Source organism: Streptomyces sp. NBC_00414, assembly GCF_036038375.1.
Classification (GTDB): Bacteria; Actinomycetota; Actinomycetes; order Streptomycetales; family Streptomycetaceae; genus Streptomyces.
Genome location: NZ_CP107935.1, coordinates 9370543 through 9394524 on the forward strand (window position 1 = coordinate 9370543; position 23982 = coordinate 9394524).

Below are 23982 nucleotides of genomic sequence, written 5' to 3' on the forward strand. Positions count from 1 at the left end.
CCCCTGACCGGGGTCGAAAGTTCCCTGTGTGTGAGGAGATCCCCGTGCCCGAAGTGCTGAAAGCACCCCTTGTCGTCGAGTTTCCCTTCACCCGGTCCCTCGGGCCCGTGCAGAGCGCGTTTCTCACCGGGCTGCGCGAGCGCGTCGTCCTGGGGGTGAGGACCGCGGACGGGCGGACGCTGGTTCCGCCCGTCGAGTACGACCCCGTCACCTCCGAGGAGATCGGCGAACTCGTCGAGGTCGCGGCCACCGGGACCGTCACCACCTGGGCCTGGAACCACGACCCCCGCCGTGGGCAGCCGCTGGACCGGCCCTTCGCCTGGGTCCTGGTACGGCTGGACGGCGCCGACACCGCCCTCCTGCACGCCCTGGACGCGCCCGGCGGGGCCGACTCCGTGCACACCGGCATGCGGGTCCGGGTCCGCTGGGCCGAGGAGCGCACCGGTGCCGTCACGGACATCGCCTGCTTCGAACCGTACGACGGCGCCACCGCCGAACTCACCGGCAGCGAGGGGCGGTTCGAGGACCTGGTGACGGGCATCGTCGCGCCCGCCCGGCTCGACTACACGTACTCACCGGGCCGCGCCCAGACCGCCTACATCCAGTCGCTCGCCGAGCGACGGGTCATCGGGGAGCGCTGCCCCTCGTGCCGCAAGGTGTACGTCCCGCCGAGGGGCGCGTGCCCCACCTGTGGTGTGGCCACGTCGGAACGGGTGGAGGTCGGCCCGCGCGGGACCGTCACGACCTTCTGCATCGTGAACATCAAGGCGAAGAACCTCGACATCGAAGTGCCGTACGTCTACGCGCACATCGCCCTCGACGGCGCCGACCTCGCCCTGCACGGCCGGATCGGCGGCATCCCCTACGACCAGGTGCGCATGGGGCTGCGCGTCGAGCCGGTGTGGTCGGACGGGGGCGGCCACCCCGACCACTACCGGCCCACCGGCGAACCGGACGCCGACTACGACACGTACAAGGAGCTGGTCTAGATGCCCGCACCGAGGCCGCTCAGGGACATCGCCGTCGTCGCCTTCGCGCAGACCGACCACCGGCGCACCAGCGACGAGCTCTCCGAGGTGGAGATGCTCATGCCGGTCCTGCACCGGGTCCTGGCGCAGACCGGGCTGAAGACCAGCGACATCGGCTTCACCTGCTCCGGCTCCACGGACTATCTCGCGGGCCGGGCGTTCTCCTTCACCATGGCCCTCGACGGCGTGGGGGCCTGGCCGCCGATCTCCGAGTCGCACGTGGAGATGGACGGCGCGTGGGCGCTGTACGAGGCCTGGACGAAGCTCCTCACCGGCGACGCGGACACCGCGCTGGTGTACGCGTACGGCAAGTCGTCGCCCGGCTCCGTACGCGACGTGCTGACCCGGCAGCTGGACCCGTACTACGTCGCGCCCCTGTGGCCCGACTCGGTCGCCCTGGCGGCCCTCCAGGCGCAGGCGCTCATCGACGCGGGTGACACGGACGAGCCGGCGCTCGCCGCCGTCGCCACCCGCAGCCGTACCTCCGCCACCGGCAACTCCCATGCTCAGCTGCGCGGTTCGGTGCCGCAGGGCGACTACGCCGTGCGCCCCCTGCGCACCGGAGACTGCCCGCCCATCGGGGACGGCGCGGCGGCCGTGATCCTCGCCGCGGGGGAGCGGGCCCGTGAACTGTGCGAGCGGCCCGCCTGGATACGGGGCATCGACCACCGCATCGAGGCACACGGACTCGGCGTACGGGATCTGACCGACTCGCCGTCCACACGGCTGGCGGCGGAACGGGCCGGACTCTTCGAACGGCCCGTGGACACAGCCGAGTTGCACGCACCGTTCAGCTCCCAGGAAGTGGTGCTGCGCAAGGCCCTGCGGCTGGACGGCAGTGTCGACGTCAATCCGTCCGGGGGAGCGCTCGCCGCCAACCCCATCATGGCCGCGGGCCTCATCCGCATCGGCGAGGCAGCCGACCGGATCCGGCGCGGTGACTCCGACCGGGCGCTGGCGCACGCCACTTCGGGTCCCTGTCTGCAACAGAACCTGGTCGCCGTACTGGAAGGAGAACCGCGATGAGCCCCGCGACGAGTTCCACGCCGAGCCCCGCGACGAGTCCCGCGGTGGGCAAGGAGCCCGTGGCCGTCGTCGGGATCGGCCAGACCAAGCACGTCGCCGCCCGAAGGGACGTGTCCATCGCGGGACTCGTCCGCGAGGCCGCCCAACGCGCTCTCGAAGACGCCGAGTTGACGTGGGCGGACATCGACGCCGTCGTCATCGGCAAGGCGCCCGACTTCTTCGAGGGCGTCATGATGCCCGAGCTCTACCTCGCGGACGCCCTCGGCGCGGTCGGCAAACCGATGCTGCGCGTCCACACCGCGGGCTCCGTCGGCGGCTCGACCGCGCTCGTCGCCACGAACCTGATCGCGGGCCGCGTCCACGGCACCGTACTGACCCTCGCCTACGAGAAGCAGTCCGAGTCGAACGCCATGTGGGGCCTGTCCCTGCCCATCCCCTTCCAGCAGCCGCTGCTCGCCGGCGCGGGCGGCTTCTTCGCGCCGCACGTGCGTGCCTACATGCGCCGCACCGGCGCCCCCGACACGGTGGGCTCCCTGGTCGCGTACAAGGACCGCCGCAACGCGCTCAAGAACCCCTACGCGCACCTCCACGAGCACGACATCACGCTGGAGAAGGTCCAGGCCTCGCCCATGCTCTGGGACCCGATCCGCTACTCGGAGACCTGCCCGTCCTCCGACGGAGCCTGCGCGATGGTCCTCACCGACCGTGCGGGGGCGGCCCGTTCACCGCGGCCACCCGCCTGGCTGCACGGCGGCGCGATGCGCAGCGAACCGACGCTCTTCGCCGGCAAGGACTTCGTCTCCCCGCAGGCCGGCAAGGACTGCGCGGCCGACGTGTACCGGCAGGCGGGCATCGCGGACCCGCGCCGCGACATCGACGCGGTCGAGATGTACGTCCCGTTCTCCTGGTACGAGCCCATGTGGCTGGAGAATCTGGGCTTCGCCGAGGAGGGCGAGGGCTGGAAACTCACCGAGTCCGGGGTCACGGAACTGGACGGCGATCTGCCGGTGAACATGTCGGGCGGGGTGCTCTCCACCAATCCCATCGGGGCCTCCGGGATGATCCGGTTCGCCGAAGCCGCACTTCAGGTGCGTGGCCAGGCCGGGGAGCACCAGGTCGACGGCGCCCGCCGGGTCCTCGGGCACGCCTACGGCGGCGGCTCCCAGTTCTTCTCGATGTGGCTGGTCGGGGCGGCGCCGCCCGCCTCGTGAGGGGTAGACCCTGTCGTGGCCTGTGCGCGGCAGGTGCCGAAAGCTAGGCTGGCCGCGGACGACGAACCGGGAGGAGCACGGACGTGGCCGAGAGCACCATCCAGCAGCACCCGCTCGCGGGCTGGGACAAGCCGGAGCTTGACCTCAGCAGCGCCGACTGGCATTCGAGCAGCCGTGGGCTGGGGGATGTCCAGATCGCCTTTGTCGAGGGTTTCATCGCGATGCGCAACAGTGGCCGCCCGGAAAGCCCCTCCTTGGTCTTCACACCAGCGGAGTGGGGCGCGTTCGTGTCGGGGGCGCGGGAAGGGGAGTTCGACCTCACCTGAGAGGGAGCGTCGGCCGCACCTGAGAGAGGGCGTCGGCCGCACCTCTTTCCCGCTCGTGCAACCATTGGCATGCACGTGTGCTAATGGTTGCAACGGGCCGTATCATTAGTCCGTGAACGACTCCCTCGGCGCGGACGCACGGCTCTCCCTGGACCTCGCCCTGACCGTCCGCCCCGACGGGCGGGGCGGCGTGGCTGACGATCTCGCCACCGCGGAAGGCCTCACGGAGTGGGTGCGCGCGCACCCGGAGACCGTGGTGGCCGGGAGCGGCCGAGCCGTCGAGCCCGGCGTCCTCGGATTCCGCGCGGGCGATGCCGAGCTGGCCGCGGTTCGTGAGGTACGCGCTGCCGTGCGCGCCCTGTTCGCCCACGCCGTGCGCCCCGGCGAGCCGAGCCCGGCCGACGCCGCCCGGCTGCTCCCGCCGCGGGACGCGGTCGCACTGCTCAACACCCGGGCGGCCCTGGTCCCGACCGTCCCCGTCCTGTCGTGGACCGAGGGCGCCGATCCCGTCGTACGCCAGGAGCCCGTCGGGCGGCAAGGATCTGCCGTGCACCCGGGATCCGTTGCGCACCAGGGGCCCGTAGCGTCCCTGGAATCCCTCGTGCACCAGGAACCCGTCGTGTCCCCGGAACCCGTGGGCGAGGGAGCCGACCTCGTGGCGGCCCTGGCCCGTGCCGCCATCGCCTTTCTCGCGAGCCCCGACCGGCAGCGGTTGCGGGCCTGCCACGCGCCGCGCTGCGTGCGCTACTTCCTCAAGGACCATCCGCGCCAGGAGTGGTGCACACGCTCGTGCGGCAACCGGGCCCGTGTCGCCCGCCATCACGAGCGGCACAAGAAATCGGCATAACCTCCTGGCATGAGCAGCACGAGCAGTGGAACGGACGCGGAACGTGACCTCGGTCGACTGCTGAGCGGTATGGAACCCGCCCTGCACCCCGGCCGCTACGTCTTCACCACCGTCCCCGGCAGCACAGCGCCACCAGGACTCTCACCCGTCGTCACCGTCGTCGAGGACGAGGGCCTCACCCTCGTCGTCGAACAGGAGGACGCCGACACCGCACGCCTGGCCTACGACTATGTGGCCGGGTGGATCACCCTGCGCATCCACTCGGTGCTGGACGCCGTCGGACTCACGGCCGCCGTCGCCCGAGCACTCGCCGACGCGGGCCTGAGCTGCAACGTCGTCGCGGGCTTCCACCACGACCATCTCTTCGTCCCGCACGAGCGGGCCGCCGAGGCCGTGGCCCTGCTGGAACAGTTGGCAGACCGCTCCGGTCAGTAACGGTCGGAAGGGCCCGTGGCACTCGCCCCCGGCGTACGCTGAGGTGCCTGTAAGCCACGGTGCGCACCGTCTCCCCGCGTCGGCCGCACCCCCTGCCACGGTGGTGCGGCCGACGCGGGGAGCGCGCCCTGGCCGGCGGCTTCGGCTGGGCCGAGGCCGACCGCGGCTTCGAGGTGCCCGTCCTCGTCGCCCTCACCTTCATGTACGCCGACCGGCCGGGACGCACCGAGGAACTGTTCGCCGCCGGGATCGCCGACTTCGAACGGCAGGGCTGGCACGGCGCCCACCTCTCCTTCGGCTACACCCTCCTCGCGTACGTACGCTTCCGCCGCGGCCGGCTCGCCGAGGCCGAGGACTTCGTCCGCGCGGGGCTCAGGCTCGCCGAACGGGTCGGCCCCGGCACCCCCGCCCACTGGTACGCGGTCGGCATCCTCGTCGAGATCCTGCTCGCCCGCGGACGGCTCACCGAGGCCACCCAGACCGCCGAGGACTACGCCTTCGAGCAACCGTTCCCCGCCGCCGTCGTCTTCCCCGACTCCCAGACCGTGCACGGCGAGCTGCTGCTGGCCCGCGGCCTGGCGAAGGACGCCGCCGCCGAACTCGCCGCGGCCGGGCGCCGCCTCGACCCGCGCGGCATGCGCAACCCCGCCTGGTGCCCGTGGCAGCTGCACCTCGCCCGCGCCGAGAGCCACGACAGCCCCGAGCGGGCCGTGGCCACGGCCGCCGACGCGGTGCGGCGGGCCCGGCTGTACGGTGCGCCGTCGGCGGTCGGCCAGGCGCTGCGCGCGGCGGCCGACGTCTCCTCGGGCTCGGCCCGCGTCAAACTCCTCGAAGAGTCCGTCGACCACCTGGAACGCTCCCCGGCGGCGTACGAACTGGCCTGTGCCCTCGTCGCCCTCGGCGCGGAGCTGCGCCGCGGCAGTCGTCCCGGGGAGGCAGCCGAGCATCTCTACCGGGGGCTCGACGCGGCCGTGCAGTGCGGCGCCGACGGTCTGGCCGAGGCGGCACGCGACGAACTCGAGGCCGCCGGGCTGCGGCCCCGCCGGCTGCACAGCGCCGAGACGGACACGCTCACCGCCCGGGAGCGCGCGGCCGCGGAACTGGCCGTGCGCGGCCTCACTGCGGCGACCATCGCCGAACAGCTCGGCACGGAGGAGGCGACGGTGGTGCGCCTGCTGTCGGCGGTGTACCGGAAGGTGGGAACGGAGCGCTCGGGGCTGGGGGCGGCACTGGGGACGGCAAGGAGGGGGAGCCCCGGGGCCCAGAGCGTCTGATCGACGGGTCGTGTCGACGCGCGACGGCCGGTGTCCGGGAGGCGGGGGCCGTCGACCGTGGGGCCGATGGCCGCCGACCCCACGGCAGTACACCCCCCGGTGCACGTACCATTGCGGCATGTCCTTCCTCCGCCGCCGCAGCGCCACTCCCGCCGGGCCAGACTTCGATGTTCTGGCCATGGATCCGGGCGACTGGCCGGGCAATCTCGGCGCGGGCCTGCTGCCCGCACTCGATGGCAGCTGCCAGGGCGTGTTCCTGCGCTACGACCTGTTCGGCGGCCGCGGCCCGGCGATGATCATCGGCAATCTGCCGGAGGGCTCCCCGGCCCGGGACATCGCCGAGGGAGAGGTCCCGTTCGAGGTGGCCCAGCTGCTGCTGGCGCTGGAGAACGACGAAGAGGTCACCGTCACCGGCGCCGAGGACATGCCGGTGATGCAGGGAGACAACCTCCTCATCGTGCGCCGCCTCAAGCTCACCGAGACGCGTATCTCCTGTGTGCAGTTCGACCGCAGCGACAAGGTCCTGGTGACGATCGCAGCCTGGGACCGCCCCATCACCGACGACCTGTACGCGCTCCTGAAGCCGCTGCCCGCGGAGCTGTTCCAGCAGGGCTGAACCTCTCGGCCGGTGCACCACCGCTCCGCCGTCCTCCGTCTTTGTCATGACCCTTGCCGCTTGGGTGATCGGACCTCTAGCGTCAGGGGTCATGTCGTTTCAGTCACCTGAATCACCTGAGTCATGTGAACCGCACGATGCGCAGACGACCCCTCAGCCTTCCCGAAGAGCCACGCTGATAACCGCAGTCGGCGGGGCGGCCGGCCTCGCCCTGGGCTCCGGGGCCCTGGCGTCCACCGAGGCGGTGGCCGCAGATACATCGGATGTGTCGTCGCTTCCGTCCCCCGGACTCTCCTCCCTCTGGTACACCACCCCGGCCGGCGACTGGGAGCGTGAGGCGCTGCCCATCGGCAACGGCGCCCTCGGCGCCACGGTGTTCGGCACCCTCGCCTCCGAGCGGCTGCAGTTCAACGAGAAGACCCTGTGGACCGGCGGCCCCGGTTCGGCTCAGGGATACGACCACGGCAACTGGCGCGACGCCCGCCCCGGCGCGATCACCGCCGTGCAGGACCGTATCGACGCCGGGACCCGTCTCTACCCCGAGGCGGTGGCCGACGAACTCGGCCAGCCGAAGGCCGGGTACGGCGCCCACCAGACCTTCGGCGATCTCCACATCGACGTTCCGGACGCGCCGACGGCGCCCCCGGAGACGTACCGGCGCGAGCTCGACATCGCCAACGCCATGGCCACCGTCGTCTACACCCACCAACAGGTACGCCATCAGCGGGAGTTCTTCGCCTCGTACCCCGACGGCGTGATCGTGGGACGGCTGAGCGCGGACCGGCCGGGCCGTGTCGCCTTCACCCTTCGTTACTCCTCGCCCCGCAGCGACTTCACCGTGACCGCGTCCGGCGGAAAGCTGACGGTCCGCGGCGCGCTCGCCGACAACGGACTGCGCTTCGAGGCGCAGATCCGCGTACGGGTACGGGGTGAAGGGGGCACCGTCACCTCGAACCCCGACGGCACCGTCACTGTGACGGGCGCCGACAGCGCCTGGTTCGTGCTGGCCGCCGGTACGGACTACGCCGACACGTACCCCGACTACCGGGGCGAGGACCCGCACGCCGCCGTCTCCCGCGCCGTCGACGAGGCGGGCGAACGGTACGAGTCGCTGGTGGCCCGTCATGTGCGGGACCACCGCGCCCTGTTCGGCCGGGTGGCCCTGGACATCCGCGCCGAGGTTCCCGAGGTCCCGACGGACCGGCTGCTGGCGGGCTACACCGGCGGCACCACGGCCACGGACCGCGCCCTGGAAGCCCTCTACTTCCAGTACGGCCGCTACCTCCTCATCGCGTCCTCGCGCCCCGGCTCGCTGCCCGCCAACCTTCAGGGCGTGTGGAACAACAGCACGTCACCGCCCTGGTCGGCCGACTACCACGTCAACATCAACCTGCAGATGAACTACTGGCCGGCCGAGGCGGCGAACCTCGCCGAGACCACGGCGCCGTACGACCGCTTCGTCGAGGCACTGCGCGCACCCGGACGCCGTACGGCGAAGGAGATGTTCGGCTCGCGGGGCTGGGTCGTGCACAACGAGACCAACCCGTACGGCTTCACCGGCGTGCACGACTGGGCCACCGCCTTCTGGTTCCCCGAGGCGGCCGCGTGGCTGACCCAACAGCTGTACGAGCACTACCGGTTCGGCGGGTCCGTCGACTACCTGCGCTCGACCGCGTACCCGGTGATGAAGGAGTCCGCCGATTTCTGGCTCGACAACCTGCGCACCGATCCGCGCGACGGCACACTCGTCGTCACGCCCAGCTACTCGCCCGAGCACGGGGACTTCACCGCGGGCGCCGCCATGTCCCAGCAGATCGTGCACGACCTGCTGACCAGCACCCTTGAGGCGGCCCGCACCCTGGGCGACAGCCCCGCGTTCCGCGCAGAGCTGGAGAAGGCCCTCGCCGGCCTCGACCCCGGCCTGCGGATCGGCTCCTGGGGCCAGCTCCAGGAGTGGAAGGCGGATCTGGACGACCCCAAGGACGACCACCGGCACGTCTCCCACCTCTACGCGCTGCATCCCGGCCGTCAGATCGAACCGGGCAGCGCATGGGCCGACGCCGCGAAGGTCTCACTCACCGCCCGCGGTGACGGCGGAACCGGCTGGTCCAAGGCCTGGAAAATCAACTTCTGGGCCCGGCTGCGCGACGGCGACCACGCGCACAGGATGCTCGGCGAACAGCTCAAGTCCTCGACCCTGCCGAACCTCTGGGACACACACCCGCCGTTCCAGATCGACGGCAACTTCGGAGCGACCTCCGGAGTCGTCGAGATGCTGCTGCAGAGCCAGTACGACGTCATCGAGATCCTCCCGGCGCTGCCCGCCGCCTGGCGGGACGGCTCGGTCAGCGGGCTGCGCGCCCGCGGCGGCGCCACCGTCGACATCGAATGGGCCGACGGCCGCGCGACCCGCATCACGCTGACCGCGTCCCGCACACGGCGCCTCACCGTCCGAAGCGACCTGCTGCCGGACGGCGGGACGACGTTCAAGGCGATCGCGGGACGGAGGTACGTCTGGGGCGAACAGCCCGACAGGACCTAGGCCGGCGCTCCCAGGAAGTGGAAGCCGGGCCGCGGATGCATGAGGAAGTCGTGATGGGAGATGTTCCACGCGTACGCACCCGCGAGCCCGAACGCCACACGGTCGCCCGCCCGGAGCGCCGACGCGGGCACGTTCCGGGCCAGGACGTCCTTCGGAGTGCACAACTGGCCGGTGAGCGTGACGAGTTCGCCTCGCGCGACCGGCCGGGCCCATGGGTGCGGCCAGCCCTCCACCCTCAGTAGCGTGCAGGGCTGGTCGTGCCCCTTGGTCGCCGGAGTGCGCAGGTGGTGCGTCCCGCCGCGCACCACGGCGAACTCCTCTCCGTGGCTGCGTTTCACGTCCAGCACCTCGGTCGCGTACCAGCCGCAGTACGCCGTCAGCGCCCGCCCGGGCTCGATACGCAACGTCAGAGCCGGGTGTCGCGACAGGAGTTGCGCGAGGCCGACGCCGTACACGCTCCAGTCGAACCGCTCGTCGGGAGCCGCGTAGTCGACCGTCATGCCCCCGCCGACGTTCACCTCCGCCGGCCGCACCCCGTGCCGCTCCGCCAGGCGAACGGCCCAGTCCACGATGGACTCGGCCATCGCGAGCTGCTCCGGAGCCCGCAGCCCGCTCGCCAGGTGAGCGTGCACGCCCTTGAACTCGAGATGTGGATAGGTGCCGTCGGTGAGCAGCCCCATCACCGTGTCCGCCTGGGCCGGGTCCATGCCGAAGGGGCTGGGGCGCCCGCCCATCGCGAGGGCGCTCGCCGCCAACGAGGCCGACGTCACAGGGAGGTTGAAGCGCGGCAGAACCCCCACCCGGCCGTCCGGAGCTACCTGCCGGGCCAGTTCGGCCAGCACGTGCAGTTCGTACTCGCTCTCCAGATGGAAGCGCTCCACGCCCAGCTCCAACGCGGCCACGATCTCGGCGGGAGTCTTGCCGGGGCCGCCGAAGGCCAGCGGGCGGCCCGGCACCGCCTTGGCGACATGGGCGAGTTCACCGCCCGACGCGACCTCGTAGCCGTCCACGTACGGGCCCAGCGCGGCCAGGATCTCCGGCTCCGGGTTGGCCTTCGCCGCGTAGTACAGCTCGACGCGCTCGGGCAGGGAGGCCCGCACGGTCGCTGCGTGCGCCCGCAGCGCCGCCAAGTCATAGACGTACGCGGGTAGTTCGTCGGAGGTCAGGGAGAGTACCCGGTCCCGTACGGCGTCGGTGGGATCGGTCATCGGGTACTCCCGGTGGTGGTGGAGGGCGCGGTCATGGCCGCGCTCGTGTGGCGCGGGATGCCTTCGCCGAGGGGTGAGGCCAGACGGACGTATCCGGCCTCGCGGTCGGCCATGCGCTCCCAGCGGGTGAGGAGGTTCGTCTTGGCGGGCAGCGGCACTCCCGCGAGCAGCGCGGCAAGCGGCGGCGGGCAGCCGTACCGGTCGGCGTACGTCCGGAGGGTGCCGCGGACCTCCGCCCACAACGCGGCCTCGGCGTGCGGATGCAGATCGGCGATGGCGGCGAGCAGCTCGGCGACGTGGTTCACGAGCAGGCAGTAGACGACCCGGTCCCAGCCGCGCTGCGCGTCGTACGTCATCGGGGCCGCGACCTCGGGCGGCAGCGAGGCGAGGGTCCCGGTGTGCCGCTCGGGCACGAGCTTGGTGCCCTCCAGGTCCCGGAAGAGGACCTGGGCGGGCATGCCGTCGCCGTCGACGCAGATCAGCACGTTCTGCAGATGGGGTTCCAGCACCAGACCGTGGTCGAAGTAGGCGGCGAGGACCGGCGGCACGAGCAGCCTGAGGTAGGCAGCCCACCAGTCGAGCGCGGCTCGCGGCCCGGCCCCGCCGAGGAGGCGGGAGATGTGCGCCGGACCGGTGGGGTACTCGTCCGCCACGGCCGCCGCGAGCAGCGGGGTGGTGCCGGGCAGGAGCCGTCGGCCCAGGCCCTCGCGGACGATGACGCCGAAGCCTTCGAGCAGCTCTCGGTCCGGTGTTCCGTCCGGGCCGGGCAGGGCGAGGCTGCGGTAGGCGGGTTCGCGGAGCACCGCGCTGCCGGGGAACCGGTCGGCCAGGTCGGCCAGCACCGGGCCCAGCACACGGGTGAGGGCGACGGCGCCGGACAGCTCGTAACTGGCGTTCTTGCGCAGGCAGTTGGTGATCCTGATGTTCAGGCTGAACTTCAGGAACGACTCGCCGTCGTACAGGGTCCGCACGGATGCGGTGGCGGCGAAGGGCCTGCCGCTCGGCCCTAGGTCGAGGATGTCCCCGCGTCCGAGAGCCGCACGCAGCGCCGGGTGCTCGCGCAGCATCTCGAACTGCCAGGGGTGCGCGGGCAACAGCCGGTACCCCTCGGGGACGGTGGCGATGTCCTGCCCGGCCTGCCTGCCCTGCCCGGTCGGCCGGTCGCGTGGGTCCCGTGGGTCCCGTGGGCCGAGTCGGCCCAGCCGGTCGAGCGCGTCCAGGGCGCCGGGCTCCGCGGACTCCTCCGCGATCAGGTGTTCGCGCACGGCGAGGTGGCGCAGCGGGAAGACCGCGGCCGCCTCCGGCGCGTAGGCAGGCCAGGAGTCCGCGTCCCCGGTGCGCGCCTTGGGAGTGGGATGGAAGCGGTGCCCGAACAGCAGCGACTGTTCGGAGGCGAGATAGGCGGCGACGGGCGTGTCCGCCGGCGCGGGGCCGCTCCCCGGCTGTACGGGGTGGGCAGTTGGGGCGGTCCCGGTCGTCCGTACGGGGAGGGTCGCGGCGACGCTCCGGTGGCTGGAGTCGACCTGCTCCAGGAACTCCTCGTTGCGCACTCCGGTACGCAGGGACAGCTCGTCCTGCGTGTGCTCGGCCAGCCGCCGCCAGCCGATCTCGCTCCAGCCACCGTCCGCCGTCTGCTCACTCACCGGCCCGGTGAAGCGGTGTGCGCCGAGCATCGACGTACGGCGCAGCGCGACACGCAGCAGCACACCGCACCGGGGCAGCCGCAGCAGCAGATGGCGGTCGGTGAGCGCGCTCTGGTGCTCGGGGGCCGACACCTCGCGCAGCAGACAGTTGAGGAGGGTGTGGGTCACGGCCTCGTCCGCGGAGGGGAGTTGAGGGGGCTGTGCGGCGGGACCGGGGGCGGGGCCGAGGACGCGGCTGGGGGCGGTGGAGAGGGAAGTGCTACCGAGCGACTCGGTCAGCGAGGGCATGTGCGGCTCCAGCAAGTGCAAATGAGAGCGAAGTATGGTCGCGCGTACGGAGGTCGGGGCGACGGCGATGGCCGCGCCGATCCGGGCGGGGAGGGGGCCGGCAGGGCTGCGCCTCGGGGCTCAAGCCGAACCCCCGGTCTGCAGCAGGTAGTTGGGTCCAGTGGTGTAGTGCTTGTTGATGTCCGCCGCGCCGGACCGTGCCTTGGTGAGGAGCGTTCCGGCGGTGACCATCGCCTTGACCGGCAGACGCGGTGCGTCCAGCACCCGGGCACGCAGCACGGCGCCGGGCTCGCCCGGTCCCGTCCCCAGCCGTTCGATCGCCTCGGCGAGCCGGTCACGCACGAGCCGCAGCAGCACCGGCAGCGGCGCGCGGCCGTGTCTCGCGAGCCCGAAGGCGTAGGCGCCCGCGCACAGATGGACCGTGATCGTCGTGAACAGGTCGACGACCGGCCCGTCCCCCTCGGTGAAGGTCCGGACGTCGTCGAAGTCTCCGGGCCCCGGAGCGGCGGCCCCCAACCGGTCGCTCAGACGCGCGCCGTTGATGCGCGGCCCGTCGTTGTCCTTCAAGAGCAGCCGCAGCCTCGTACGGCCGTTGTGCTGCCGGTCGAGGACCATCGAGACGTTCTGCTGGTGCGACTCAAGCGCGATTCCGTACCCGAACAGCGTGGTCTGCCAGTCGAAGAGCAGGGTCAGACAGGCGTCGAGCAGCCCGAGGACGTCACCGGAGTAGAAGCGGTCGGCCAGGTGGTCGACGACCAGCCGTCCGCCGGGCGCTTCGGCGAGCAGCGCGGCCATGGGCACGACGACGGAGTCCTGGAGGCCGTCCGGGTAGCGCCGGAACAGCGCGGCGAGCAGTTCGTGCCCGGCATGCGCGTACACGGTCTCGTCGGCGTGCAGGATCGTGCTCCGGAAGCGCGGCTCGCGGGCGATGATCTGCTCGATCAGCCGCTGTCCCGCGGCCCCGTCGAGGAGTGTGCCGGGTTTGATCGTCCGCCGGTTGAGCAGCCCCAGTGTGGCGGTGGCCAGGGGGAGTTTGACATGCAGGGACGGCTCCGCGGACAGGGCCACGGTACGCATCGACAGGGTCGACACGGCTTCGAGACGGGCGCGGTCGGCGAGCACGGCCCGGTCCGTCAGGCCCGTGGCGCGCAGGGCTCCTTCCAGCGCGGGGCCGACGGTCAACGGGTGTACGGGCAGCGCCACATGCGTACGGTCGAGCCCCGCGAGCCCGAGTCGCGCGGGCGTCGGCCAGCGGTCCGGAAGTGTCCCGGTGACCGCCTCCTGCGGCACGGCGAGCCAGCGCAGAGCGAACCGGGGCGCCGACTCCGGGGCGTACAAGATGAGTTGCCGCTCGTTCAGCCCGGACCGGCCGCGTGCGGTGGGGTAGACGGGGTGGTCCAGGCGGGCGGCGAGGGCGTCGTACGCCATTCCTCCGGCCAGCCCCGACCAGGCGGCCGGATCGTTGCCATGACGCTCCGTCAGCCGCTCGGCCGTCGCGTCCCGGGTCGCGGTGTGCAGCCGCATGGTGGCCAGCGTCTGCCGGCACTCGACGGCGAACGCGTCGAACCCTTCCCGGTCGAGGGGGTGGGCGAGGACGCGCAGGGCGCCGAGGATCGCGTCGCACGTCCCGTGGACCACGGGCGCGGCTCTCCCTGCCCCCTCGGCTCCCCTGAACCCCTGGCGCCCTTCTGCTTTCCCGGATCCCTCGGTCCCCTCGGCGCTCCCGGATCCCTCGGCGCTCCCGGACCCCTCGGTCCCCTCGGATTCCCGCACGAGCATGGGCAGTCGGGCCGCGTACTCGCATTGGAACCCGTCCGCGACGACCGGCAGCAGCAGAGACTGGCCCTTTCCGGCGGCCCGTCGAAGCCAGGCGCCGTCCGGCCGGTGCACGAGCCTGCCGGACGAGCGCAGGCCGACGACGTCCTCGCGGAGCAGGGCGCTGAGCACCCGGATCACCAGTTCGCCCTCGGTGGCATCAGTGGCGTCGGCCTCCGGGGGCGTGCCGCCTTGGCCGCCACCGGCGCCGGTATCGGTGAAGGAGACGGTCACGGCTGGATCTCCCACCGCTGCTCGGCCAGGAACCCGGCCACCGCCTTGTCCACGTCCTCCTGGACGGTTCCGGTGGCCCTCACCACGCCGAGGAAGTCACGGTTGGTGCGATACACCTCGTGCCGCTCGCCGACCTCCCGCAGCGGACGGTAGGTCAACCGCACACCCCCGACCGTCAGTTCGGTTGCGGCCGGGGCGGCGGTCAGCGTTCCCGCGCTCGCGGCGCACGGGTAGTCCAGCCGGGCCACGCCGTCGCTCCGCGCGCCGAGCGAGGCGGGCAGGGGCTCACCCAGGTGCGTACGCAGGATGTGCTCGAAGAGCGGGATCTCCAGCAGGTGGGCCAGCAGCAGATCGCACTGGTCGCCGATGGCGCGGTAGTTGACCTCGATGATTCTCGCCCGGCCCTCGTGCACCACGAACTCGGTGTGGCAGGCGCCGAAACCGACTCCGAGCACGTCGAGTTGCGCCAGCACCTGGGCCACGACCGCTTCGGGATGGGCCGCGACGAAGGTCAGCCGCTCCTCGACGAAGTACGGCGGCGGGGACAGCACGGTGTGGAAACCGCCCAGCACATGGCGCACGCGACCGTCCCCGAGCGTCTCCAGGGTGTAGAGCTCCCCGGGCAGATACTCCTCGACGACCAGGGCGGCCCCGGGGCGCCGGCCCCGGATCTCCGCGCAGCGCGCCACCAGCTCCTCGGCCCCCTCGACGCGTACGACGTCCTCGCTGGCCACGCCCTCACGCGGCTTGACGACACACGGGTACGGCACGTCGAGGGCGGCCACGTCCGTGTCCTCGGTGACTTCGGCCGACCACACCGTGTCCGCGCCGGAGGAGGCGAGATGGCGCCGCATCTCCGCCTTGTCCTTGGTGCGCAGGGTGACCCACCAGTCCTTGCCCGGCAGGCCGAAGTAGTCGGCGGCCAGGGCGGCCTGGGTCTGCAGGTGATCGCTGTTGGAGAAGACCGCCTCGGGACGGCCCAGCGTCGAGATCCGGGTCACGACGGAGCGGAAGTCGCGGACGTCGCACTCCAGGACCTCGATCCCCGGATACACGCGCCGATGGGCGTCCGGCTGGTCGGTGAGCACGGTCACGTCCAGGCCCAGCCGCGCGGCGGCGGGCAGAAACCCTTCGGTGACGGAGTCGGTGGGGTTGAGGGCAAGCAGATACATGCGCACGCGGGGGAACAACTTCCGCTCGTAGGTAGGCGGTTGATGGTGAGCTGGTGAGACGGGGCTCGGCCCGCGGACGCACGGAACATGCGGGGGCTCCGGCGCCGGCGGAGAGCACGGATGCGTGCGGGCGCCGGGCGGTACGCGGGCGCGCACCCGTAGGCGCGGCCCGCGCAGGTGCGACCTGTTCGGCCGCGGTCACATTGAGTGAGATCAGCTTAGGCATGTTCTGTTTCTCGACCAGCTATGAATCCACTGTGACGTGCACCTCCCTTGATCGTTGTCTCGGGGGTGCCGTCACGCGCTGCTGTTGGCGATCTCTATACTAAGGTAAGCCTTACCTGCTTTTCTCGCTTTGTCCCCATGCACAGGAGTACCGATGACCGTGGCCCTGGAGACTCAGCCGACCGGTGCGCCCACGACCGTGTCCGGCCTGCTCTCCGACACGTACCGACAACTGGCCGAGGTGTGCCGGGCGTTGACGGTGCGTGTGGCCGACCCGGCGGCGTTCTTCACCCAAAAGGGCCTGAGCGGCGCGGAGTTGACGAAGGATCAAGTGGCCCTTGAGGCCTTCCTCTCGGCCGAGGACCTGCGCATCAGGGAACGCTACGACCACGTCCCCCGCCGGGACGTCGCCGCGTCCCGCGCCCTCCACGACTACGCGTGGTCGGTCGGCCTGCTGATGAGCGGCGTCTGGTACCTCACCGGCCGGGTGCCGCGCATCCGCCCCGAGGACGTACGCATCGACCTGGCGTCCGGCACGTTCGAGATCAACCCCGGACCGGACCTGGCCTGTCTGCCGGACGATCCGGCCGGCGCTCTCCCCGGAGTCCTGACCGTCCCTCACGAGGAGGCTCTGCGGGCGGAGTTGAGGGTCGCCGTCGCCGATCACATGGAGCCGCTGCTCTCCGCGATCGCCCCGTACATCAGGCGTGGTCCGCGCGCACTGTGGGGCCTGGTCACCGACGACCTCGTCTCCGGCATCTGGTACCTCGGCCGCATGCTCGGCCGGGAACAGGAATCCGTGCGGGCCGCGACCGCACTGCTGCCCTCCGCCGTCCCGCCCTTCCCCGGGGGAGCGGACTTCCGCCACCTCACCGGTGGCGACGGCCGACAGCATCCGACCCGCACCCGTATGGGCTGCTGCCTCTACTACACGATCCGCCCCGCCGAGGCCTGCGCCACCTGCCCGCGCACCTGCGACGCCGAGCGGCTGCGCCGGATCGAGTCCTGAGCCCCGCAGCACACCGGCCCGCGCCGCTTGCCGAGCCGCGTCACCCGCCGAGTCCCCGTCACACGCTGAGGGGCCGACGGACGGAACGCCGCCGGCCCCTCCGTGAGAGCGTCCACGCAAACGCCTACGCGGACGGCATCACCCGCACATCGGCGGCCCGTACGAACGCCACCCGGTGCCCGAACTGGATCTCGTAGTACATGTCCGAACCCCGCACCACCCGGTGCGGCGTCGTGTCGAAGGTCGGCGCGTAGAAGTACTCGCCCGGCACCTTGTCACCGGCCGCGTACTTCTGCCCCGCGAGCAGCTTGTACGGCAGCGGCGAGACCGTCTGGACGGGCACTCCCTCCGGGTAGGCCTCCTTCTCCGGGTAGGCACGTCCGTAGACGGGGATGTCGGTCAGCCCGGCCTTCGGGGTGATGACGGCGCCGGCCGCGTTCACCGCCGTCGGCTGCTTCGCCGGATTCTTGAACCAGGCCTTCTGACCGAGGTACCAGATCGCGGTCCAGTCGCCGTCGCGCCCGGCGACCGCGTACCGCTGACCGGTGGAGACACGCGAGCCGAGGTCGTTCACGCCGGTCGTGGAGTCGCCGCCGCCGGGCCGCAGACCGATGTCCTTGACGAGCGGGGCGTCCTCGCGCGGCTCGGTGTAGAGGCGTACCGCGCTCGATCCGTGTGCCGCGCAGGGCTCGCCCGCCGTGACGCAGCCGGTGAACACCGGCTTGTTCGTGGCGTAATCCGGCGCGATGGTCACCAGCCCGCCCTTCGGTCCCGCCGTGGCGCGCAGCGGCTTGCCGAGCAGTGCGAAGTAGTGCTGCCAGTCCCAGTACGGGCCGGGGTCGGTGTGCATCCCCGGGATGGTCGCGGTCGTCGTACCGGGCACGGTGTCGTGGCCGAGGATGTGCTGGCGGTCCAGCGGGATGCCGTACTTCTTGGACAGGTACGTCACCAGCCGCGCAGACGACCGGTACATCGCCTCCGTGTACCAGGTGTCGGGCGCGGTCAGGAATCCCTCGTGCTCCAGGCCGATCGACTTGGCGTTGATGTACCAGTTGCCCGCGTGCCAGGCCACGTCCTTGGCCTTCACGTGCTGGGCGATGTGCCCGTCGGTGGAGCGCAGGGTGTACTGCCACGACACGTAGGTCGGGTCCTGCACCATGTCGAGGACGCCGTCCCAGGCGCCCTCGGTGTCGTGCACGACGATGTACTTGATGCTCTGGGACTTCGGCCGGTCGCCCAGGTCGTGGTTGCCGTAGTCGCCGTCCCCGAACTCCTCGTACGGCGCCGGGATCCACTCGCAGGACACGGTCGCCGGACACTCGGTGGCGCCCGCGGCGGGCGCGCGCAGCCCCGCCGTCCTCACCTGCGCCGTCTCCGCGCGCAGCCGCGGCTGCGCGCCGAGCGTGATCCGCTGCCCCGAGTCCGTCGTGCGCCGCTCGCCGCGGCGGATCACGTCGAAGACGTCGTCGGCGTACGTCGCCGCCGTCGCCGTGTCGTCGGCACCCGAGTAGCGCGCCACCGCTCCGTACCAGTCGGCCGCGTCGTCGGTGAGCGGCTCGCCGAGCTGCTTCTGGGCCGCGGCGAGCAGCGCGGCACCGCCCGCCACATTCGCGGCCGGGTCCGTGCGCAGCCGCTCCGCGGGGACGCCGGTCAGCGCGGCGGCCTTCGTCAGCGTCTTGAGGCGCGCCGGAAGCCGGTCGTTCTCCGGAACCGTCGTGTCCGAGGTCTTCGCGCTCCGGGCCTTCGTGTCGGGCAGGAGGGCGTCACGCGATTCGTCGCCCCGCGCGTCCTCCGTACCGTCGCTGTGGTGCGGTGCGACGGTACGGGCGATCGCCGTGCGGGCGTCGGTCAGATGCATCGGGCCGTAGCCGCCCGTGACGCTCGGCGCCCCGTCGTGCGCGTCCCACCGGGACTGCAGATAGGAGACGGCGAGGAGCACGCTCTGCGGTACGTCGTACTCGTCGGCCGCGTCGGCGAAAGCATTCTGCAGCTTCCCGGAAGGCAACTGCCCGGAGGACGCGGACGCCCGCCCGTCGGCGCCGCCGTCGTACGGGGCGGCCCCGAGCAGGGGCAGCAGCAGCGCGGCCGAGGCGACGGCACCCGCGGTCCGGCGGGCACGTCTGTGCCGGGCGGAAGGGCTGGGGTCGGTGGGGGATCCTCGCAAAGCAGGCCTCCTGGGACGATCGGGCGTGACGGTGCGTACGGGGGCGGGTGTGCGTCAGTGGTATCTGCTCTCCGACGATCCGTCAATCATTCCCAGAGGCGGACGATTTCCCACGTCAGCGGCAGGCGTTCACCGCTTTCGGTGCGGTGGTGACCCGGCCTGCGAGGCGTCAGTGGAGTGGACCTTTGATGAAACGGCGGCGGACACGACGAAGGTCCGCGATGCGCCGCTGTCCCTGGGCGCACCGCGGACCTTCGTCCCCGTCAGCGAGTACCGACCGCCGCGCGAACGGCCTTGCGGGCCATCTGGCAGTCGTCGTGCAGCCGCCTCAGCAGCAGCCGCTGTTCCTCGCCGGACGGCGCGGCACCCGGATGGGCCGGTCCCGGTGCCGTCGGGGTCGTCTCCTGCATCGAACGCTGCACGGCCGTCTCGTACGTACGGATCTCCCTGGTGAGGACGAGCATCAGGTTCACCAGGAACGCGTCACGTGCCGCGGGTCCCGCCGACTGGGCCAGCTGGCTGATCTGCCGGCGGGCGGCGGGCGCGTCCCCGAGGACCGCCCACAGCGTCGCCAGGTCGTAGCCCGGCAGATACCAACCCGCGTGCTCCCAGTCCACCAGCACTGGACCGGCCGGTGAGAGGAGCATGTTCGACAGGAGGGAATCGCCGTGACAGAACTGGCCCATGCCCTGGCGGCCGGCCGAGTGCGCGATGCCGTGCACCAGCTTCTGCAGGTCGCCCATGTCCCGGTCGGTGAGCAGTCCCAGCTCGTGGTACCGGGAGATCCGCGCCGCGTAGTCCAGCGGGGCGTCGAACGTCCCCGCCGGCGGCCGCCACGCGTTGAGCCGGCAGATCGCGCCGAGCGCCGCCCTGATGTCCGCGCGGGGCGGCGCTTCCACCGGATGCCGGTTCAGCGCCGCCACCCGTCCCGGCATCCGCTCGATCACCAGGGTGCAGTTGTCCGGGTCCGCCGCGATCAGCCGGGGCACCCGCACCGGCGGCCGGTGCCGCACGAACGAGCGGTATGCCGCTATCTCGTGCCGGATCCGCTCGGTCCACACGGGGGAGTGGTCCAGTAAGCACTTGGCGACCGCGGTGCTGCGCCCTGTCGTACCGACAAGGAGCACGGAGCGTCCGCTGCGGCGCAGCACCTGCACCGGAGCGAACTCCGGGCAGATCCGGTGCACCGACGCGATCGCCGTACGCAGCTGGGCGCCCTGGGGGCCGGACAAGTCGAGTCTCCCGCTGAGCGGTGGCGTGCCGAGTCCCGGAATGCGCCGCGTCCGGCCGGCGCCGAGCACGGGAGCCGCCGTGGGTCGCGCGGGGTCGAGGTAGGGGCCGCCACCGACCGGGCGGGCGTGCAGCGACCGAGGTGGGGCGGACACGGAGGACGATGCTGTGTACATGGGCGAAACAGATCCCTTCGTGTGCCGGCGAGTTGCCGCGCTACCCGCCCCGGTCACGCCGGTACACCCTGGGGAATGTCCCTCGGTGACCGGGTCGGGGTGGCGCGTTCCTACCTGACACCCGGCGCCCACTGGCACACCATCTGGCGTGCCCTGGCGAACCCTGGCGAATAGTCGCTCAGCAACTGACAGGCGGTTACTGTCAACTCAGCCGAGAACCTGGGGGCTTGACGTGAGCGGACAACCCAACACCCGACTGTCGGACCTGTTCGGCCTGGCCGGCTGGTCCAAGGGCGAACTCGCGAGGATGGTGAACCGGCAGGCGGCGGCCATGGGCCACCCCCAGCTGGCGACGGACACCTCAAGGGTGCGGCGGTGGATCGACATGGGAGAGATCCCACGCGATCCGGTGCCGCGGGTGCTGGCAGCACTGTTCACCGAGCGTCTCGGCCGTGTCGTGACCATCGAGGATCTCGGTCTGGTCCGGCACGGGCGTACGGGGAAACGGCCGAGCGGCGGGAGTGCGGAACATCCCGACGGTGTGCCGTGGGCGCCCGAGCGGACTGCCGCGGTCCTCACCGAATTCACGGGAATGGACCTCATGCTCAACCGACGCGGCTTGGTGGGCGCGGGCGCCGCGCTCGCCGCAGGATCCGCAATCAGCAGCTCCATGCACGAGTGGCTGCACACCGACCCGGCCCTCGTGGCCGACGCCCCTGAAACCGACGATCCCCTGCACGCCGACCCCGCCGGGTTCGACCGCTACGAGGCCGCCCCCATCGGGTCGCAGGAGATCGAGGAACTGGAGCGCTCGGTCGAGGTGTTCCGGGCCTGGGACGCGGCCCGCGGTGGCGGACTGCAGAGAAAGGCTGTCGTAGGACAGCTCAACGAGGTGGGAGGCATGCTCTCCTACCGACATCCCGACCATCTGCAGCGGCGCCTGTGGGGCGTCGCCGCCAACCTCGCCGTCCTCGCGGGCTGGATGTCGCACGACGTCGGCCTGGAGCCCACGGCTCAGAAGTACTTCATCATCGCCGCCCACGCGGCCCGAGAAGGCGGTGACCGGCCCCGTGCGGGCGAGGCGCTCTCCCGAGCGGCCCGTCAGATGGTGCACCTGGGCCGGCCCGACGACGCGCTCGACCTCATGAATCTCGCCAAGTCGGGATCCGGCGACGAGGTCCTGCCCCGTACGCAGGCCATGCTCTACACCATCGAGGCCTGGGCACAGGCGTCGCTGGGCAAGGGCCAGGCCATGCGGCGCACCCTGGGCGAGGCGGAGGACCTCTTCGTCTCGGACAAGGGCGACGTGCCGCCGCCGAGCTGGATGCAGTTGTTCGACGAGGCGGACATGCACGGGATGCAGGCCCTGGCCTACCGGACGCTCGCGGAGCACGACCCGGCCGCGGCCGCCGTCGCGCAGCGCCATGCCAAGGAGGCGCTGGCCCTGCGGGAGAAGGGCCGGGACCGGTCGAAGATCTTCGACCACCTCTCGCTCGCCTCGGCGTGCTTCATCGCCGACGACCCCGAACAGGCCGACCGTTACGCACGCCTGGCCCTGACGTCGATGGGTTCGAACTCGTCCCATCGCACCTGGGACCGGCTCCGGGAGATGTACCGGCTGACGGGGCAGTACTCCAGCTATCCGAAGATCCACGATCTGCGTGAGGAGATCAAACTGTCCCTGCCCAAGGGTTCGTTGAAGCCGAGGGGCAACAACAGCGCACGGGCATGAGGGCCCGCGCACAGGCGCCTGCAGGGGCCCGTGGAAACACTCACGTCCGGAATCACGCACGTCGCGTGGGACGGGTCCGGTAGGAGCACTCAGGTGGTGACCCGGGCGACGAGTACGCAGGCGTCGTCCTCGCGGTCCGTCTCGCCGAACTCCTCCACCACCGTCCGTACGCAGTCCTGTGCCGTGCGGGCCCGGTGGAAGCGGGGGGCCAGGTCGAGGAGACGGCTGACGTCCCCGGTGGTGCCTTCTCCTGTGCCGGCGGCGTCCGTGTCCGGGTGGCGGGACCCCCACCGTGGGGGGACCAGCCCGTCGGTGTGCAGGAGCAGCAGGTCGCCCGGTTCGAGCGGCACTTCGGCCTGCCCGTAGACCGGACCCGAGGTGGCACCGAGCAGGACGCCGTCCGGCGGAGCCAGCATGCGCCCCGTCCCGTTGCGGAACAGCAGCGGGGCGGGGTGTCCGGCCTGCGCCCAGACGAGGGTCCGGCTCTCCGGCCGGTAGCGGCAGCACACCGCGCTGCCCAGGGCCGGCTGGACGGAGGCGTCGAGTAACCGGTTCAGCCAGGACATGAGCTGGCCGGGCTCGGTGCCGGCCACGGCCATGCCGCGCAGCGCGCCGAGCAGCATCGCCATGCCCGAGGTCACGGTGACGCCGTGGCCGGTGAGGTCGCCCACGCTCAACAGCGTCTGCCCGTCGGGCATTTCGAGTGCGTCGTACCAGTTGCCGCCGATGAGCGCGCTGGTCGACGAGGGCAGATAGCGGGCGGCCAGGTCCAGCGTCCCCGGGCCCTGTTGCGGGAGCAGCGGGGAGCCGCGCCACGGGGGCAGGACGGCCTCCTGCAGCTCGACCGCGAGGCGGTGCTCGGTCTGTGCGGCCTGCCGCTGTCGCTGCAGCGAGTCACGGGTCTCGGTGACGGTCCGCTGGCTGCGGCGCAGTTCGCTGACGTCCCGCAGCACGGCCCACATCGAGGCGGTGCTGCCGTCCGCGTCGAGCACCGGCTCGCCCATCATGTGCACGGTCCGTACGCCGCCGTCGGGCCGGACCATGCGGAACTCGCCGTCGATCGGTTTGGCGTCGATCAGACAGTCCGTGACCATCGAGGTCAGCCTCGGCCGGTCCTCGTCGAGGACGACGGAGGGGAGTTCGTCGAGGGTGAGCGGGGGAGCGGCGGGATCCCGGCCGAGGATCTGGTAGAGCTCACCCGACCAACTCGCCTCGTCCGTCAGCAGGTTCCACTCGGCACTGCCGACCCGGCTGATCAGCGAGCCGCGCCGGGAGGCCGCGGGAGGCGCGGCTCGTACGGCGGGTGCTGCTGTTCCGTGCTCGGCGGGCACGGGCGGCGGGCCGTCCCTCAGCTGCGCCAAGTGTGCGTCGAGGTCGTCGAGTTGATGCATGGCCAGGTCGCACAGGGCGCGCTGCCAGCGTCCCTCGGGGTCCGTGCCGTCGGCCGTCGCGTCGCGTCGTACGGCGTCCATGTCGCCCCGGAGCCGGCGCGTCTGCGAGATGAGCGCGTCGACCGAGCCGCGCGGCGGCTGGGCGGCAGGGTGGTCCGCCGAGAGATGGGACGGCATGACGTACTCCGATACAGGCACGGTACGACCAAGGCAGAGGGAAGGACCGTTACGACTGTTGCACAGCCCGCGACGCGCTGTAAGGGATTTGGCAACACGCGGCAGCGTGGTGCCCGTGGCATGTGCCGCAGTCCTCGCGCGGGGCCTGACCGGGGCGATTCCAGTACGTGAAACCGGCGCCCAAGTCGTACTGCACTTGGGCGAGTTGAACGG

18 protein-coding genes are annotated in these 23982 nt (G+C 71.8%); 11 read left to right on the forward strand and 7 right to left on the reverse strand.

Going from position 1 to position 23982, the window contains the following annotated elements; all coding sequences use genetic code 11:
* Nucleotides 1-44 precede the first annotated feature (44 nt).
* The 9 genes from OHS59_RS40220 (at nt 45) to OHS59_RS40260 (ending at nt 9305) form a co-directional block, all read left to right on the forward strand.
* The gene (locus OHS59_RS40220; RefSeq protein ID WP_328498256.1) at nt 45-989 is read left to right on the forward strand and encodes a Zn-ribbon domain-containing OB-fold protein; all 945 of its coding nucleotides are present in this window, start codon (nt 45-47) and stop codon (nt 987-989) included.
* Nucleotides 990-2054, forward strand: a complete 1065-nt coding sequence (locus tag OHS59_RS40225) for a thiolase domain-containing protein (RefSeq protein WP_328498258.1) — start codon at nt 990-992, stop codon at nt 2052-2054.
* 44 nt (nt 2055-2098) lie between these two features.
* The gene (locus tag OHS59_RS40230) at nt 2099-3265 is read left to right on the forward strand and encodes a thiolase domain-containing protein (protein ID WP_328499544.1); all 1167 of its coding nucleotides are present in this window, start codon (nt 2099-2101) and stop codon (nt 3263-3265) included.
* 83 nt (nt 3266-3348) lie between these two features.
* Nucleotides 3349-3591 carry a DUF397 domain-containing protein gene (locus tag OHS59_RS40235; protein ID WP_328498259.1) on the forward strand — a complete coding sequence of 81 codons (243 nt, stop codon included), beginning with the start codon at nt 3349-3351 and terminating at the stop codon, nt 3589-3591.
* Between the two features lie 112 nt (nt 3592-3703).
* Complete coding sequence (locus OHS59_RS40240; protein ID WP_328498260.1) at nt 3704-4438, forward strand: CGNR zinc finger domain-containing protein; 735 nt, start codon at nt 3704-3706, stop codon at nt 4436-4438.
* Nucleotides 4439-4447: 9 nt separating this feature from the next.
* Nucleotides 4448-4873, forward strand: a complete 426-nt coding sequence (locus tag OHS59_RS40245) for an ACT domain-containing protein (RefSeq protein WP_328498261.1) — start codon at nt 4448-4450, stop codon at nt 4871-4873.
* A gap of 59 nt (nt 4874-4932) precedes the next feature.
* Entirely contained in the window at nt 4933-6147 is a 1215-nt protein-coding gene (locus OHS59_RS40250) for a LuxR C-terminal-related transcriptional regulator (RefSeq protein WP_328498262.1), read from the forward strand.
* Between the two features lie 118 nt (nt 6148-6265).
* Nucleotides 6266-6763 (forward strand): hypothetical protein, encoded by a 498-nt coding sequence (locus OHS59_RS40255; RefSeq protein ID WP_328498263.1) that lies wholly within the window; start codon nt 6266-6268, stop codon nt 6761-6763.
* A gap of 265 nt (nt 6764-7028) precedes the next feature.
* Nucleotides 7029-9305 (forward strand): glycoside hydrolase family 95 protein, encoded by a 2277-nt coding sequence (locus OHS59_RS40260; RefSeq protein WP_443061580.1) that lies wholly within the window; start codon nt 7029-7031, stop codon nt 9303-9305.
* Here the strand turns inward: OHS59_RS40260 and OHS59_RS40265 are convergent.
* From OHS59_RS40265 to OHS59_RS40280, 4 genes are all read right to left on the reverse strand, one after another.
* On the reverse strand, nt 9302-10513 hold the full coding sequence (locus OHS59_RS40265; RefSeq protein ID WP_328498264.1) for a type III PLP-dependent enzyme: 1212 nt from the start codon (nt 10511-10513) through the stop codon (nt 9302-9304). The two genes, OHS59_RS40260 and OHS59_RS40265, sit on opposite strands and share 4 nt — an antisense overlap.
* Nucleotides 10510-12444, reverse strand: coding sequence for an IucA/IucC family protein (locus OHS59_RS40270; protein ID WP_328498265.1), 1935 nt, complete (start codon nt 12442-12444; stop codon nt 10510-10512). The genes OHS59_RS40265 and OHS59_RS40270 overlap by 4 nt, the downstream gene beginning before the upstream one ends.
* Before the next feature lie 120 nt (nt 12445-12564).
* The gene (locus OHS59_RS40275; protein WP_443061581.1) at nt 12565-14493 is read right to left on the reverse strand and encodes an IucA/IucC family protein; all 1929 of its coding nucleotides are present in this window, start codon (nt 14491-14493) and stop codon (nt 12565-12567) included.
* Entirely contained in the window at nt 14490-15671 is a 1182-nt protein-coding gene (locus OHS59_RS40280) for an ATP-grasp domain-containing protein (RefSeq protein ID WP_328498266.1), read from the reverse strand. The genes OHS59_RS40275 and OHS59_RS40280 overlap by 4 nt, the downstream gene beginning before the upstream one ends.
* Before the next feature lie 373 nt (nt 15672-16044).
* Here OHS59_RS40280 and OHS59_RS40285 point away from each other — a divergent pair, with 373 nt between their 5' ends.
* Nucleotides 16045-16899 (forward strand): (2Fe-2S)-binding protein, encoded by an 855-nt coding sequence (locus tag OHS59_RS40285; RefSeq protein ID WP_328498267.1) that lies wholly within the window; start codon nt 16045-16047, stop codon nt 16897-16899.
* A gap of 124 nt (nt 16900-17023) precedes the next feature.
* Here OHS59_RS40285 and OHS59_RS40290 read toward each other — a convergent pair whose 3' ends face one another.
* Both OHS59_RS40290 and OHS59_RS40295 read right to left on the reverse strand, forming a co-directional pair.
* Nucleotides 17024-19063, reverse strand: a complete 2040-nt coding sequence (locus OHS59_RS40290) for an N-acetylmuramoyl-L-alanine amidase (RefSeq protein WP_328498268.1) — start codon at nt 19061-19063, stop codon at nt 17024-17026.
* A gap of 263 nt (nt 19064-19326) precedes the next feature.
* Nucleotides 19327-20469, reverse strand: a complete 1143-nt coding sequence (locus tag OHS59_RS40295) for an aminoglycoside phosphotransferase family protein (protein WP_328498270.1) — start codon at nt 20467-20469, stop codon at nt 19327-19329.
* Nucleotides 20470-20701: 232 nt separating this feature from the next.
* Between OHS59_RS40295 and OHS59_RS40300 the strand changes: the two genes are divergently transcribed.
* Nucleotides 20702-22201 carry a DNA-binding protein NsdB gene (locus OHS59_RS40300; RefSeq protein WP_328498271.1) on the forward strand — a complete coding sequence of 500 codons (1500 nt, stop codon included), beginning with the start codon at nt 20702-20704 and terminating at the stop codon, nt 22199-22201.
* Between the two features lie 89 nt (nt 22202-22290).
* On the opposite strand, the gene OHS59_RS40305 is transcribed toward OHS59_RS40300, so the two are convergent.
* Entirely contained in the window at nt 22291-23769 is a 1479-nt protein-coding gene (locus tag OHS59_RS40305; protein WP_328498272.1) for a PP2C family protein-serine/threonine phosphatase, read from the reverse strand.
* Between the last annotated feature and the right edge of the window lie 213 nt (nt 23770-23982).